The sequence below is a fragment of the Desulfobulbus oligotrophicus genome, from assembly GCF_016446285.1.
Taxonomy (GTDB): domain Bacteria; phylum Desulfobacterota; class Desulfobulbia; order Desulfobulbales; family Desulfobulbaceae; genus Desulfobulbus; species Desulfobulbus oligotrophicus.
In genome coordinates this window covers 1,606,002-1,622,212 of the sequence record NZ_CP054140.1, presented here as the reverse complement: position 1 = coordinate 1,622,212, position 16,211 = coordinate 1,606,002, and the positions used below count along the sequence as shown (strand labels likewise).

Below are 16,211 nucleotides of genomic sequence, written 5' to 3'. Positions count from 1 at the left end.
CTCACTTCACCAACGCCGCTTCAAGGTACGGCTTAATGCAGGCGTTGGGCTTGAAAGAACAACAGCAAAGGAGGATGTATGATTCCTGTATCTGTGTTTGTGTTACTTCTGATGCCCCTGACAGCCTGGGCAGCACCGGTCCAGGTGACTCTTTTTCCCGCCTCAGCAGTGGTGGAAGAAGTTGCCAGGGTTACCCCTGTGGCTGGTGAGGACGGTTTTACGTCCTATATTTTGACCTTGCCTGACCAGGTCGACCCGGCAACCCTGCGTTTTGGAGCCTTACCCAGGGAGACAACCATTGCTGATGTGACGTGGATTTCACGTCAAGAACCAAACCAGGAAGCCTTAACCACCCTAAACTCCCGTCTGGCTGCACTCAAAGCCCAACGCAATACTCTTTTGGCTGAACAAGCCGGGCTGCGGGGGCGGATATCTTTTTGGGAAGCGCAGAATAAACCTGTGGAACAGAGCATAGCCGCCCTGCAGCAGCTGGCCACTGAAACAGGGCAGGCTTTAGAAGCAAATACGCAGAAGCTGTTGATTTTAGACCAGCAACTTGAGGAAGTGAATCAGGCCATAACCAGAGTGGAAGAGGAAATAAATCAGGCTGCGGGGCAGAATCGCCGTGTGTGGGAGGTCACTGTACTGTCCCATGGACCGGCAGTGCAGGAGCTTTCCTTTGACTACACCATGGCTGACTGTGGGTGGACACCACTGTATCGTCTGGAAGCCAGGCCGCAGGAAAAGGTCATTGATTTTTCCTGGCAGGCCAAGGTGTGGCAACGCTCGGGCCAGAACTGGTCCCAGGTCGCCTTGCACCTGGCCACCATGCAGCCGGATTTTCGCGGGGAACCCGGGAAGCTGAGGCCATGGGAGATCCAGCCCCGTGTAGTGCGTAAAGCAGCTGCAATGGATGCGGCCGCCGGAGCCATGCGCATGCGCAGTACCCCGGAGGAAGCAGCTGTGTCTGCTGCACCTGCTGCGCCCCAGGAAGTACGCTACACCACCTATGCGGCCTGGGATATGGGCAAGCGCAGCCTGCCTGCCGGAGAAACACGGGTTTTCAGTCTTAAAAAAGAGCGCTGGCCGGCAGAGTTTGTGCATCTGCTTCGTCCCAGTGTCGATGCCAAGGCCTATGTGCAGGCCAAGATCAGTTTTGACGAACCCAGGGACTTTCCCAAAGGCTCAGCCTTTTTTCTCATTGACGGGGCCACAGTGGATCAGAGGCAGTTTGCCTTATCTGATACCAAAAGCACCCTGTTCTTTGGTGTGGATCCTTTCCTGACCTGCAAGACCACCCTGCGGGATAAAAAAACCGGGGACAAGGGGTTGTTTAAGAGCAAGCAAACCTTTGCACGTCAGTGGGATCTGGTCATTACCAATGCAGCGCCCCATGCCCTGACCTATCGCCTGGAAGAACCCAAACCGTTGTCTCGGGATGAACGTATTAAGCTCAACCTGACCTCCACACCCCCTGCCGTCCAGGAGGATGATCCCAATATCCTGATCTGGGAAGGCAGTGTGAATGCCGGCGCAACGCAGAAAGTAAGCGTTGCCTTGACCTTTGAGGCCCCGGAAGACCTGCACATTGATCCGGGCAGGTATTGGTAAGAGAATGCACCCGTGCTTTGGTCCATCCCAGGCACGGGTGATACGTTTTGGGAAGTGCTGATCAAGATTAACTGTCCCGGACAGGACAGGCCCACAAAGGTATGTTGCACTGCCTAAAGATTGCCGGTTGCAGTTGAACAGCTGCCAAAGTACGGATTGGAAGATGTCGTTGCCTGCAGTCTGACAAAAATACGACTGACCGTCCATGGAGGGATTCTTGAAATACGCGGGAAAAATAACAGAATGGAACGATGATCGGGGTTTTGGGTTCATCGAGCCCAAGGGCGGCGGCAACAGAGTGTTTGTGCACATCAGCAACGTCAAATCACGATCTCGCAGACCAATAATTGAAGATCCGGTTACTTACTCCATGGTCAAAGATTCTCAGGGGCGCCTGCAAGCCACGAGGGTCAGCTTGGCCGCAGCCCAGCGAATTTCAGGTTCGCAAGTCTTCTTTTGGCTACGAATTACCCTCGGTTTTTTTGCATTGGTGCTGGTTGCCTTGGCCTCTGCTCTGCATAAGCTGCCCCTGATCATTGCCGGCTCATATTTCTTATGCAGCCTGATCTCATTTTTAGCGTACACGGGCGATAAACGTGCAGCAAAGCGGGGTGCGTGGCGTACTCCCGAAAGCACCTTACATCTGCTTGATTTTCTGGGAGGTTGGCCGGGGGGCATCATTGCCCAGCAGATATTGCATCATAAAACCGTCAAAGGGTCTTTTCAGTTTGTCTTTTGGCTCTCAGTTCTGGCAAATATAGGTGGTGTCTGGTGGCTTGTGGTTTCGGAGCAAGCAGTTCAACCCATAGCATTGCTTTCGGGTTGGGCGACTCAGCTCATAACATTGGTTACTAATTGGGTGACTCGGTTCATAGCATTGGTTACTGGTTAGCAAGTCAATCTGTTAGACGTGTATTGAACCCGGTTAAACACTCTGTCCTAACGCGTTCTCCAGCTTCCCAACGAGTTTTTTACCTTTTATCAGAAAGGAGTTCGCCCGTGTTTTTCCCTTGGTTTTTAAGACTGCTGTGGTCTAATGCAGCGGTCGCCGAATGAAGCGCAGCTGCCAATCAGGTCAAAGGCATCAATTGTATTTTCAACGGGTTCAAAGCCACCGGATTGATGATACAGTGGACCTGAACGCAAGATACCTTACCACGCGCTGCCGTACCTGTATCCATAGGACCCGATTATGCACTCTTCTCATACCAGATATGACAGTTCGGTAACCTACACGCCGCCAACAGTTCGTGAAGTGGATCTTGAAACCGCGTTCATCGAACTGCTGAGCAATTTAAAGTACACCATCCGCTCTGATATTCGCGACCGGGCTGCCCTTGAAGAAAATTTTCGTGAAAAATTTGAGGCCCTCAACCGGGTCAGCCTGACGGATGGCGAGTTTGACCGATTGCTCGGCGGGATCGTCACTTCAGATGTCTTTACCGCCTCACGCCTCCTTCGCGAGATCAACAGCTTTACCCGCGATGACGGCACGCCGCTTAATTACACCCTAGTCAACATTAAAGACTGGTGCAAAAACACCTTTGAGGTTGTCCATCAACTGCGCATCAACACCGACTACAGCCACCATCGTTACGATGTGATCCTTCTGATCAACGGTGTTCCTGCTGTTCAGATCGAACTCAAGAATCTCGGCATCAGTCCCCGGCGGGCCATACAGCAGATTGCCCACTACAAGAACGACCCTGGTAACGGCTATACGCGCACGCTGCTATGCTTTGTGCAACTTTTTATCGTCAGTAACCGGACAGACACCTGGTACTTCACCAACAACAACACCCAACACTTCAGTTTCAATGCCGAGGAACGTTTCCTCCCCATCTATCAATTCGCCACCGAGGATAACATCAAAATTACACATATCGACGACTTTGCCGAGGCCTTCCTGGCTAAATGCACGCTCGGCGATATGATCAGTCGCTACATCGTGCTGGTGGCCGGCGAGCAGAAGCTGATGATGATGCGACCCTACCAGATCTATGCCGTGGATCGGATTGTCAGGTGCATTGAGGAAAACAGCGGCAACGGCTATATCTGGCACACCACCGGCAGCGGCAAAACACTCACCTCGTTCAAGGCCTCCACGCTGCTTAAGGACAATCACAACATTCACAAATGCCTGTTTGTGGTTGACCGCAAAGACCTGGACCGTCAGACCCGAGAGGAGTTCAATCGCTTTCAGGAAGGTTGCGTTGAAGAGAACACCAACACTGCCACGCTGGTGCGACGGCTGCTTTCCGACGACTATGCCGACAAGGTTATTGTTACCACCATCCAGAAGCTCGGCCTTGCCCTGGACGAGCAAAGCCAGCGCAACAAAAGACGTCAGCAGCGAGGCCGGGAAAAGTATTCCGACCAGCTTGAACCGCTGCGCGACAAGCGCATGGTCATCATCTTTGACGAATGTCACCGCTCCCAGTTTGGTGATACGCATCAGACCATAAAAGACTTCTTTCCCAAGGCGCAGCTCTTTGGCTTTACCGGCACGCCCATCTTTGATAAAAACGCCACGGTCAGACAGATCGACGGCAATATTCAAACGCTCAGAACCACCGAAGATGTCTTCCAGCAGAAACTCCACGCCTACACCATTACCCATGCCATTGAAGACCGCAATGTCCTGCGCTTTCACGTGGACTATTACCAACCCGACAGTCAGAATCCACCTGCCCCGGGTGATACGCTGACCAAGCAGGCCATCATCGAGGCCATTCTTGCCAAACACGATGCCGCCACTGCAGACCGGCGCTTCAATGCACTGTTTGCCACAGCGAGCATCAATGACGCCATTGCCTATTACGAGCTGTTTAAAGAGATGCAGGCCAGGCTCCAGACCGAAAACCCTGACTTCAAACCGCTCAAGATTGCTGCGGTCTTCTCACCACCTGCAGAAGGCAATGCCGATGTCCGCCAGTTGCAGGAGGATCTGCCCCAGGAAAAAGCAGACAACATCACCGAGCCGGAAAAGAAGAAAGCCGCACTTGAAAAGATCATCGCCGCTTACAACACCGCCTACGGCACCAACCACTCCATCCATACATTTGACGACTACTACAAGGATGTACAGCAGCGCATCAAAGACCAGCAGTACCCTAACGCTGATCTACCGCAAAAAGGCGCGGAAAAAATCGATATCACCATTGTTGTGGATATGCTTTTAACCGGGTTTGACTCCAAGTACCTCAACACCCTGTACGTGGACAAAAACCTTAAACACCACGGCCTGATTCAGGCTTTCAGCCGCACCAACCGCATCCTCAACGCTTCCAAACCCTATGGCCATATCCTCGATTTTCGGGGTCAGCAGGATAGCGTTGACGAGGCCATTGCCCTGTTCTCCGGTACCCAGGCTGACAAGGGTCGGGAGATCTGGCTGGTGGACAAGGCGCCCAAGGTCATTGAACAGTTCAAGCAGGCCAAGGCCGGCCTGGATACATTTTTAAAATCCCAGAGCCTTGAGCCCAGGCCCGAGGCCATTGCCAATCTCAAGGGCGACGACCTCCGTGCCCGATTCATCAGTCACTTCAAGGAGATTCAACGCCTGCAGACCCAGCTCGACCAGTATACCGACCTCACCAGCGAGCAAAAACAAGAGATCGAACAGATACTTCCAAAAGACGATCTTCGCGGCTTTCGCGGCGCCTATCTGGAGACTGCCCAGCGTCTGCGCGAGCAGCGCGAAAAACCGGGCGGCTCAGGCAACCCGCTGGTTGAGCAGCTTGATTTTGAGTTTGTCCTCTTTGCCTCGGCAACCATTGACTATGACTACATCATGAATCTGATTGCCCGCTTCACAAAGCAGGACCAGAAAACAGCCAAGATGACCCGCGAACAGCTCATTGCTCTGATCGAGTCTGATGCCAAGTTTCTTGATGAGCTCCAGACAATCAGCGAGTACGTCCGCTCACTGGAAACCGGCAAGCCCCTTGACGAGAAGCAGATCAGAGACGGCTACCAACAGTTTAAGGCCGAGAAGCGGGCCAGGGAACTCTCTGATCTTGCAGATAAACACGGTCTGTTGCCGCAAGCCTTGACCGGTTTTGTGGATGCTATCCTGCAGCGCATGATCTTTGACGGTGAGCAGCTTTCCGATCTGCTGGCCCCGCTTGATCTTGGCTGGCGCGAACGTAGCATACGCGAACTGGCCCTCATGGAAGACCTGGTGCCGCTGCTCAAAAAACAGGCGGCAGGACGCACCATCTCGGGACTAAGTGCCTATGAGCAATAAATCCGCCATCGCGCAATTGCTGGAGCAAATCGCCTTAGGAGAATACAGTCGTCAGCAGTTTAAGCGCAGCATCAACCATCCGGACGCACTGGCCGCTGAGTTGGTGGCTTTTTCCAACAGCGGAGGTGGTACCTTGCTGATTGGCGTTAATGACGATGGCAGTATCGCTGGCTTGGATACTGCCGAGGTGCGCCGTACCAACCAAATGCTGAGCAATACCGCCAGCCAGCACATGCGCCCACCTATCAGTTTTCTAACGGAAAATGTACTGACCGAGCAAGGGATGGTCATCATCGTTACCATTCCCGATGGTGTTTCCAAGCCCTATCTCGATCATCAGGGCCGTATCTGGATCAAACAGGGGGCAGACAAGCGTCAACTGATTGCCCGTGAAGAGTTACAAAGAATGTTTCAGCGTGCCGGACTGGTATACGCTGATATTGTGCCCGTGGCCGACACCACCAGTGCGGATCTGGATGAAACCGTCTTCCGACAATACTTAAACCAACACTATGGCGACCGTAACAGCATAATCAACTTGCCTCTGGACGCTATTTTGCAAAATCTGGGGTTGGGCGATGGTCGTGAGTTGAATCTATCAGGTTTGTTGTTGTTTGGTCGTAACCCTCAGCGTTGGCGCCCGGTATGCTCTATCAAAGCCGTCACCTTCCCCGGCACGAGCATCGCAGATACCCGTTATCTGGACAGTCTGGATATCGGCGGCACACTAAAGCACCAATACACCGAGGCACTGGCCTTTATCAAACGCAACCTGCACCGCGTGCAAGGCGAGCAGGATTTTAATTCGCCCGGCATTCTGGAAATACCAGAAATTACCTTGCAGGAACTGCTGGTCAACGCACTGGTACATCGTGACTATTTTACCAGTGCCTCTATTCGCATCCTGATCTTTACCGACCGTATCGAGATCATCAGCCCAGGCCACCTGCCTGACAGCTTGAGTCTTGACGATATCCGCCACGGCAAAACCAACCGACGCAACCCCACTCTGAGCGAACATGCGTTTCGTATTTTGCCCTACAGGGGAGTTGGCAGCGGCATCCCTCGTGCGCTGGAAGAGTGGCCGCAGATAGAGCTGAAAAGTGAGGTCAGTGGCAATCAATTTACAGCACTCATCCGTCGTCCCGCACCCCAATGGCAAACAAGTAGAGATCTGACCGCAACAACCATCATGTCACCAATCGAGGCCGAGCGGCTAGAGTCACGGCTAGAGTCACAGCTAGAGTCACAGCTAGAGTCACGTTTGGCTGCCAGACTGGTATTACTGATCGCGCAGGCCGAAGCAGGCAAGCAGGCATTGGCTCGACAACTTGGTCACCAGAGCGTTTCGGGCGAACTGCACAAACAAATTCGCCGTCTGCTGGATATGGGCTTGATTGAAATGACTCGGCCGGACAAACCCAGTAGCCGATTGCAGCAATACCGCCTGACAGAAGCGGGCAAGCAACTGGTGCAGAAAATCAGAGAAGAATAACCATGCAAAATGAACTGATACACAGCATGACCTTGGCTGAAAAAAGACCCCTTAATAATCCCGACAAGCTGCAGGAAGATGAATAAACAGAAGACACAAAAAAAAGGGCTGGTGCCAAGGCTGCGGTTTCCGGAGTTTAGGGATGCGGGAGAGTGGAATAATGATGCACTCGGGAATCTTTTCGTGGAGAGAAAGGAAACTGGAGATGAAGACATTCCACTACTCTCGCTCACGGAAAAAGAGGGGCTGATTTTGCAGCAGAACTCCGGTCGGAAAGACAATTCTAGTGCGAATAAATCAAAGTATTTACGTGTTTCCGCTGGAGATATTGCATATAACACCATGCGGATGTGGGAAGGTCGGAGTGCACTGGCGACAAACGAGGGGCTTGTAAGTCCAGCCTATACCGTTTGTACCCCCAAAGACCAAGTCGATAGTCGTTTTTTCTCCTATTACTTCAAGACTAAACAACTAATTAGACAGTTCAGACGCTATTCTCAAGGTTTGGTCAAAGATACTCTCAACCTAAAGTTTGAGGCTTTTTCTCAAATACATGTTTTCTTCCCTGGCCTTTACGAACAACAAAAAATCGCTGACTGTCTGGGTTCGCTGGATGATCTGATTGCGGCAGAAGGGCGGAAGCTGGCAGCTTTGCAGGATCACAAAAAAGGGCTGATGCAACAGCTCTTCCCCCGTGAAGGCAAAACCCGCCCCCGCCTCCGCTTTCCTGAGTTTCAGGATAGGGGAAAATGGGAAGAGCATGTCCTTCATAACATAACAACCAAAGTTGGAAGTGGCATCACGCCACGCGGTGGGGACAAAAACTATAAGACAACTGGACGACCGTTCATACGTAGCCAAAATGTTGGCTGTGGCGAACTTTTTCTCGATGATCTGGTATTTATAGATGAAAGTACCCACTCTTCATTTGATGCCACTGAGATTCACATGCTCGATGTCCTATTGAATATTACCGGCGCATCCATCGGTCGTAGCGCCGTAGCTGATGACAAAATTGCTGGTGGGAATGTAAATCAACACGTTTGTATTATTCGAACAAAGATAGAAGAATTGAACCCCATTTTGCTTAATCAGTTCCTGATTTCCGAACGTGGGCAGAGGCAGATAGACAGTTTCCAGGCAGGCGGAAACCGCCAAGGCTTAAATTTTGCGCAAATACGCTCATTCGTGATTCCACTTCCACCGACCAACACCGAACAACGAAAAATCGCTGACTGCCTCTCCTCACTCGACGACCAAATCATTGCCCAAAGCAAACGCATCGACGCCCTGAAAGACCACAAAAAAGGCCTGATGCAGCAACTGTTTCCAGTGCTGGAAGAGGTGGGACTGTCATGACCACCAAACTCCCCATCAACCTTAATTCCCTGCTTCATCTGCGTACCATTGAAAGCGAGCGGGTGGAATACAAGACGGGCTGGAATCCTGAAGCGGTGTTGCACAGTATTTGTGCCTTTGCCAATGACTTTCACAATCTGGGCGGTGGCTATGTGGTGGTTGGTGTTGAAGAACAAAACGGTCAGCCGGTCTTGCCGCCTGCGGGCTTACTGTCGGAGCAGATTGACCGTATCCAGAAGGAACTGCTGAACCTGGGGAATGCAGCAATCCAGCCGCCTTATCATCCACTGACCGCCACCTATGAGGTGCGGGGCAGGTTGATTCTGGTGTTATGGGTGCCGGGTGGAGAGACCCGCCCATATAAGGCGCGTGTCCGGTTGGGTGATAAGAATGCCGAGTGGGCTTTCTACCTGCGCAGGCACACCAGTACCGTGCGGGCAAAAGGTGCCGATGAACGTGAGTTGTTATCGCTGGCCGCCACGGTGCCTTTTGACGACCGTTACCATCAGGGTGCCGGTCTTGCCGATCTGTCAACGCACCTGATACGTGAGTTCCTACAGGAAATCGGCAGTGAGTTGGCAGATGGATCGGCAACATTGAGTGTTGAAGAGTTGGGACGGCGCATGAATATTGTTGGCGGTCCGGTGGAGATGGCATTTCCGAAGAATGTTGGACTGTTGTTTTTCAATGACCGCCCAGATCGATTTTTCCCGGCCAGCCAGATTGACGTGGTGTATTTTCCCGAGGGTGCTGGCGGCGACCGCTTTGAAGAAAAGGAATTTATCGGGCCGCTGGGACATATTACCCGCGATGCAGTGGATTACATTGCTCGCAATTACCTGAAGGAAACGGTTATCAAACATCCTGATCGCCCCCAGGCAGAGCGTTTCTGGAACTTTCCGCTGGCGGCCGTTGAAGAGGCGGTGGTGAATGCAGTATATCACCGTTCTTATGAGATCCGCGAACCGGTTGAGGTGCGCATCACCCCGGAAGAACTGATGGTGCTGAGCTTTCCCGGCCCAGATCGTTCCATCCGCATGGAAGACCTGCAGGCAGGCCGTGCCGTCAGTCGTCGTTATCGCAATCGCCGTATCGGTGAATTTTTAAAAGAATTGAATCTTACTGAAGGCCGATCTACGGGTATTCCAAAAATTCTTCGGGTAATGCAAGCTAACGGCTCACCTGGGCCCGTGTTTGAAAGTGATGATGAGCGCAGTTCATTCTTGATCCGTTTGCCCATACATCCAGGCTTTGTTGAGGAGCAAAATTCCGAAGCTACCCCCGAAGCTACCCCCGAAGCTACCCCCGAAGCTACCCCTGAAGTAGGTCGACTGCTTGAGACACTTCAGGGTGAAATGAGCCGCGCTGAACTGATGGCCGCTCTGGGGCTGAAGGATGAGAAACATTTTCGTGAACATTATCAGCAAACAGCTATTGATCAGGGCTTGATGGAAATGACCATCCCTGACAAGCCCCGCAGTCCTTTGCAGAAATATCGATTGACGAGCAAGGGTATGGCCTGGCTGCGAAGAAGACAGATATGAGCATTCAGCCTTTCTCGGACCTGCCTGCGCTGGCCCAACACCTGCGTGATGAGCTGATGAACAAGAAATTCATCCTGCTCTACGCTTACAACGGCATTGGCAAAACGCGACTGTCCACCGCGTTCAAGAATCTTGGTAAAGATGTTGCTGATGAGGACAAACGTGACACGCTCTATTTCAACGCTTTTACCGAAGATCTGTTCACATGGGATAACGACCTGGATAACGACAGCGAACGAGTTTTGCGTCTTAATTCCCAATCGCGATTTTTTGCCGGGCTCGAAGAATTGGAGATGGATACCCGCATCCGTCCCCTGCTCAGCCGCTACGTAGATTTTGACTTTCGTATCAACACCGACAGGTGGGAAGTGAGCTTTTCGCGCGAAGTGTCGGATGGTGACGGACATCGTATCGAAGATGGTATTAAGATCTCACGCGGCGAAGAGAATATCTTCATCTGGTGCTTTTTCCTTGCCATTGTCCAACTCACACTGGACGACGATGGCAATGGCCCCTATAACTGGGTTCGGTATATCTATATTGATGACCCGATATCGTCGCTGGATGATCAAAATGCGGTTGCCGTTGCAACACACCTGGCCAGATTGTTGAAGAATCCAGAAAGCAAACTTAAAACAGTAATTTCCACTCACCACGCGCTATTCTTCAACGTACTGTACAACGAAATTAAACGAAAGAAGAATCGGCGCGATCGGTTTTTTCTAGCGTGCGATCGGGTGTCAAACGAGTACACTCTCCGTGATACCGGCGAAACGCCGTTTTTTCATCATGTGGCAGCACTGGCCGGACTGTACGAGGCTGAACAAAGTGGCGAGCTTTATACACATCACTTCAATATGCTCCGAGCCATCCTGGAAAAAACCGCCAGCTTTCACGGCTACGACAACTTTTCCGCTTGTATCCGGCAGGGTGACGATGACGTGGAAGATGTGTTGCACACACGACTGATCAACATTCTTAATCACGGCAATTATTCGCTCTATGAGCCACGGGAAATGCTCGCAGAAAACAAAGAGCACTTTCGGAGGATTCTTCACGACTTCATCAACCATTATCCTTTCAACCGGGAGTTATTCCCGAATAGATAGCTCTCAAAAATAAGAAATATCTTATGACTCAAAACGACCAGCAGGAACTTGGCAAAACTCTGTGGAAGATCGCAGACGATCTGCGTGGCTCCATGAATGCCGATGACTTTCGCGACTATATGCTCGCGTTTTTATTTTTACGCTATCTCTCGGACAACTACGAGACTGCGTCAAAAAAGGAACTTGGCAGGGACTATCCAGACCCGAACAGTGTTGAAAATAGCGGACGCACATCCCTGTCAGTGTGGTATGAGGAAAACCCGGATGACATTGAGATGTTTGAAAAACAGATGCGCCGCAAGGCTCACTATGTCATCAAGCCCGAATACCTGTGGACCAGCATTGCCTACCTTGCCAACACACAGAACAACGAACTGCTGAACACCCTGCAGGCAGGATTCAAGTACATTGAGAACGAGTCCTTTGGAAGCACTTTTGCCGGATTGTTTTCCGAGATCAACCTGGCCTCGGATAAGCTTGGCAAAACCTATACCGATCGCAACGACAAACTCTGCACCATTATCAAGCGGATTGCCGAAGAGCTGGCTGAGTTCTCGATTGATACAGACATGCTCGGCAACGCTTATGAGTACTTACTGGATCAGTTTGCTGCCGGCTCAGGCAAAAAAGCCGGCGAATTCTACACACCGCAGCGGATATCTGACATTCTTTCCGGCATTGTTATTCTGGACAGTCAATCGCCGGAGACCGGTCCACGGCATAAACTCAATAACGTTTTAGACTTCGCCTGCGGCTCGGGTTCGCTGCTCTTGAATGTGCGGCGGCGTATGCTCGCGGCCGGGGGCACCATTGGCAAAATCTATGGCCAGGAGTACAACGTTACCACCTATAACCTGGCACGAATGAACATGCTGCTGCACGGGGTGAAGGATACCGAGTTTGAGATCTATCATGGCAACACGCTTACAAACGAGTGGGACTGGCTGCGCGAGACCAACCCGGCAAAAAAACCAAAGTTTGATGCCGTGGTGGCCAATCCGCCCTTCAGCTATCGCTGGCAACCGCGGGACGAGGCCAGCGAAGACATGCGCTTTAAAAACCATGGCATTGCACCAAAATCTGCAGCAGATTTTGCCTTTCTGCTGCACGGATTCCACTACCTCAAGGATGACGGCGTAATGGCCATTATCCTGCCCCATGGTGTGTTATTCCGTGGCGGAGCAGAAGCACGCATCCGCCGGAAGTTGCTGGAAGACGGTAATATCGACACAGTGATCGGTCTGCCGGCCAACCTGTTTTATTCCACAGGTATCCCGGTATGTATTCTGGTACTCAAGAAGTGTAAAAAATCAGATGACGTGCTGTTCATCAATGCGGAAAAGGAGTTTGAAAAGGGTAAGCGCCAGAACCATCTCAACAAAGAGCACATTGCAAAGATTATCGACACCTATAAAGAGCGCCCGGAAGAGCCCATTAAGCGGTATGCCCGGCGCGTCGGGATGGATGAGGTCAAGGCCAATGACTGGAACCTGAACATCTCCCGCTATGTCAGCACCGCCGAACCGGAACCGGAAATCGACCTGACGAGCGTACACCAGGAACTGACAGCCATTGAAAAAGACATTCTGGCGGCAGCGACAAAGCATAATGCCTTTCTTAAAGAACTCGGCTTGCCGCCACTGCCGGGCCCTCAGCAGTGAGTGCACAGCTTCTACTTCGCCTTTGGCATGGTTTGGAAAATGAGTTTTACCCCATACGTTCCCTTTCCTTTGCCATTTTCCAATTGAAGAATAGATGCAACGAGTCGTCTGCTGTTTTGCCCGGTGACCACACAAAGTGGCGGCTGCAGATGCCTGGATGCTTGTGTGGTATCGGTTGCCCAGGTATAGTTGTTGTCTGGTCTGTTCGTTCCCTGGCCTTGCAAACGCAGCCTGCACTCCAGATTTGCGGCTGCAACCAGAGGCCGCCATATCTTTTTATCCGGAGAGAAGTATGAAGCCTTTGCGTGTTTTAATTGTTGGTGTGGGGGGTCTGGGTAAATGCCTGGTTCTGGAGGCGTTGGAACGCGACCTGCCTGTATCTGTTCTGGTGAGAAATCAGGAAAAGCTTCGGGATGACCTTGGAGAAGCCACCCTTGCCAAACTGGAAAACATCCATGTTGGTGATGGAACAGATGCACAGGTGCTTGATAAAGCAATGCAGGATATTGATGTTGTTCTTTCAGGACGAGGGGCGGCTCCTGATCTGGCCCGTGAGTTAGCAGCAGCTGTGAAGCGCAACGGTGTTAAAAAACTCTGCTGGCCCGGTGGTACAACCAATGTCATGGCTGAAGACGGTATCACGCCGAATTACAAAGAGCTGCAGCACCTGGGCAGCTGGGTTGAACAGGCCTACGCCCTTCATGGTGCATGTATTGATATCATCCGCAAGGCAGGTATCAACTATGTTATCTTCTGTCCGGGCCGTATGCAGGGAACCGGACGCCGCAGCCCGGACGTGCAGGCAACGATACGGATTAACCGGGATGCCGGGCCTTTTGTCTCCTACGAAGATGCTGCCTGGGTGCTGCTTGAGGCTGCGACCACAGACAGCTATGACCACCAGCTTATCAGTGCGGCCACACCACAGACTGCACCGTAACAGCAACATCTGCGATGTAGCCGCAAGGCCTTAGGTGTTGCGCAGGGAAAGTGCAATGCGTTTTCTCTTTGTATCCACCTCCAGAACGCGCACCTGCACCTGCTGCCGTACCTTGACCACCTCGGCGGGATCCTTTACAAAGCGATCAGCAAGCTGGCTGATATGCACAAGACCGTCCTGGTGCACGCCGACATCAACAAACGCCCCGAATCTGGTCACATTGGTGACAATACCCGGCAGCACCATGCCCTCCTGCAGATCCTCCAGCTTTTCAATCCCCGGGGCAAAGGCAAAGGCAGTAAATGACTGTCGTGGATCGCGACCCGGTTTGGCAAGTTCGGCCATGATATCCTGCAGGGTCGGCAGCCCGACCTCATCGTCTACATATTGCGTAAGATCAATCTGTTGCCGCAGGTGTTCCTGTTCGATGAGCGCTGCCACGGTGCAGCCGCAGTCCTTTGCCATCTGCTCGACAATGTCGTAGCGTTCGGGATGCACACCTGAACGATCCAACGGGTTTTTACCGTCGTGGATACGTAAAAAACCGGCGCACTGTTCAAATGCCTTCTTCCCGAGACGGGGCACCTTTAACAGCTGTCTTCTGGTGGTAAAGGCGCCGTGCTCGCTGCGATGGGCCAGGATGTTGGCTGCCAGTGTTTCGCCCAGTCCTGACACATAGGTCAGCAGTTCCCTGCTGGCGCTGTTGACCTCGACACCAACCTTGTTCACGCAACTGATCACCACGTCATCCAGGCTCTGTTTCAATGCCTTTTGATTGACATCATGCTGATACTGACCAACGCCGATGACCTTGGGATCGAGCTTGACCAGTTCGGCCAGTGGATCCTGCAGTCGCCGACCAATGGAGACAGCGCCGCGCACCGTGATGTCATGGTCGGGAAATTCCGCACGTGCCACCTCTGAGGCCGAATAGATGGAGGCACCGCTTTCATCGACCATGGTGACAATCACCTCCGGTGCAAGCGGTAAACCCCGCACAAAGGCTTCGGTCTCCCGGCTGGCGGTACCGTTGCCAATGGCAATGGCCTCAATGCGGTACTGCCGGCAGAGCTGCAGGACTGTCTGGGCTGCCTCTTCCTGCTGTCTTCCGGAGAACACCGGATAAATGGTTGTGGAATGGAGCAGTTCTCCCTGCTCACCAAGACAGACCAGCTTTGCCCCGGTTCGAAATCCAGGGTCAAGGGCCATGGTCCGCTTCTGCCCAAGTGGTGCAGCGAGAAGGAGCTCACGCAGGTTTTCGGCAAACACAGCAATGGCCTCCTGGTCTGCCTGTGTTTTCAGGTTTCGGCGCAGTTCATTTTCCAGAGAAGGCGCCAGCAATCGTTTGTAGCTGTCTTCAAGGGAAAGGGCCACCTGCTGCCCGGCAAAACCTGTGGAACGAACCAGGTAACGGTGCAGAAAAGCCAATGAGTCGGCTTCGGGCGGTCGAAACAAAAGGCTGAGAACTTTTTCCTGCTCACCGCGGAACATGGCCAGCAGTCGATGGCCGGCCACCTTGGTGACAGGCTCCTGCCAATCAAAATAATCCCTGAACTTACTGCCCTTCTCTTCCTGATCTTTGATAATAGTTGAGGTGATGGTGGATCGGCGCTGAAAAAGATCCCGCAGACCGGCACGGATCGAGGCATCCTCACTGATCCATTCGGCCATGATATCACGGGCACCTTCCAAGGCCTCTTCAACCGTGGCCACACCCTTTTCCGCATTTACAAAAGGTTCAACCTCGACCTGCTGTTTACTCTGGCCATACAGCACAGTTGCCAGCGGCTCCAGGCCTTTTTCTTTGGCAATGGATGCCCTGGTTTTTCGCTTGGGCCGGTAAGGCAGATAGATGTCTTCAAGCGTGGTCAGATCGGCCGCAGCCTCGATTGCCTGCTGTACATCCTTGGTTAAGAGGTCTCGCTCAGCAAGTGAGGCAAGGATGGCGGAGCGGCGTTTGTCCAGATTGAGGAGGTCGGCGCTTCTGTCACGGATAGCTGTAATCTGTGTCTCATCAAGAGAGCCCGTGGCCTCCCTCCGATAACGGGCGACAAAGGGGATGGTGGCGCCGTCATCAAGAAGGGCAGAGACGACTTTTACCTGAGAAGTCCGGATGCCAAGTTCCCTGGCAATAGTGTTTGCATACATGTGCATGGTACCTGTAGACAACCTGCTTTTAGCTGATGTTTCTGGACAATGGGGGTGTGTACAACGGGAGATGTTTGCAGAGACAATCAAGTGCC

At 52.3% G+C, this 16,211-nt stretch carries 10 protein-coding genes; 9 read left to right on the top strand and 1 reads right to left on the bottom strand.

Annotated features, from left to right (window positions below):
- The first annotated feature begins 78 nt into the window (after nucleotides 1–78).
- The 9 genes from HP555_RS07235 to HP555_RS07195 all read left to right on the top strand — a co-directional run bounded on the left by HP555_RS07235 (nucleotide 79) and on the right by HP555_RS07195 (nucleotide 13,968).
- Entirely contained in the window at nucleotides 79–1,611 is a 1,533-nt protein-coding gene (locus HP555_RS07235) for a DUF4139 domain-containing protein (protein WP_199261021.1), read from the top strand.
- A 217-nt stretch (nucleotides 1,612–1,828) separates the two neighbouring features.
- The gene (locus tag HP555_RS07230; protein WP_199261019.1) at nucleotides 1,829–2,503 is read left to right on the top strand and encodes a DUF1294 domain-containing protein; all 675 of its coding nucleotides are present in this window, start codon (nucleotides 1,829–1,831) and stop codon (nucleotides 2,501–2,503) included.
- 300 nt (nucleotides 2,504–2,803) lie between these two features.
- The gene (locus HP555_RS07225; protein ID WP_199261017.1) at nucleotides 2,804–5,860 is read left to right on the top strand and encodes a type I restriction endonuclease subunit R; all 3,057 of its coding nucleotides are present in this window, start codon (nucleotides 2,804–2,806) and stop codon (nucleotides 5,858–5,860) included.
- Nucleotides 5,850–7,355 (top strand): RNA-binding domain-containing protein, encoded by a 1,506-nt coding sequence (locus HP555_RS07220; RefSeq protein WP_199261015.1) that lies wholly within the window; start codon nucleotides 5,850–5,852, stop codon nucleotides 7,353–7,355. The genes HP555_RS07225 and HP555_RS07220 overlap by 11 nt, the downstream gene beginning before the upstream one ends.
- Nucleotides 7,356–7,433: 78 nt before the next feature.
- Entirely contained in the window at nucleotides 7,434–8,714 is a 1,281-nt protein-coding gene (locus HP555_RS07215; protein WP_199261013.1) for a restriction endonuclease subunit S, read from the top strand.
- Complete coding sequence (locus HP555_RS07210) at nucleotides 8,711–10,258, top strand: Fic family protein (protein WP_199261011.1); 1,548 nt, start codon at nucleotides 8,711–8,713, stop codon at nucleotides 10,256–10,258. Before HP555_RS07215 ends, HP555_RS07210 begins: the two co-directional genes overlap by 4 nt.
- Nucleotides 10,255–11,367 (top strand): AAA family ATPase, encoded by a 1,113-nt coding sequence (locus HP555_RS07205; protein WP_199261009.1) that lies wholly within the window; start codon nucleotides 10,255–10,257, stop codon nucleotides 11,365–11,367. Before HP555_RS07210 ends, HP555_RS07205 begins: the two co-directional genes overlap by 4 nt.
- Nucleotides 11,368–11,390: 23 nt before the next feature.
- The gene (locus HP555_RS07200; protein WP_199261007.1) at nucleotides 11,391–13,028 is read left to right on the top strand and encodes a type I restriction-modification system subunit M; all 1,638 of its coding nucleotides are present in this window, start codon (nucleotides 11,391–11,393) and stop codon (nucleotides 13,026–13,028) included.
- A 292-nt stretch (nucleotides 13,029–13,320) separates the two neighbouring features.
- Nucleotides 13,321–13,968: an NAD(P)-dependent oxidoreductase gene (locus HP555_RS07195; RefSeq protein WP_199261005.1), complete on the top strand. Its 648-nt coding sequence runs from the start codon at nucleotides 13,321–13,323 to the stop codon at nucleotides 13,966–13,968.
- 30 nt (nucleotides 13,969–13,998) lie between these two features.
- Here the strand turns inward: HP555_RS07195 and HP555_RS07190 are convergent, their stop codons facing one another.
- The gene (locus tag HP555_RS07190) at nucleotides 13,999–16,122 is read right to left on the bottom strand and encodes a Tex family protein (RefSeq protein WP_199261003.1); all 2,124 of its coding nucleotides are present in this window, start codon (nucleotides 16,120–16,122) and stop codon (nucleotides 13,999–14,001) included.
- Nucleotides 16,123–16,211: the final 89 nt, after the last annotated feature.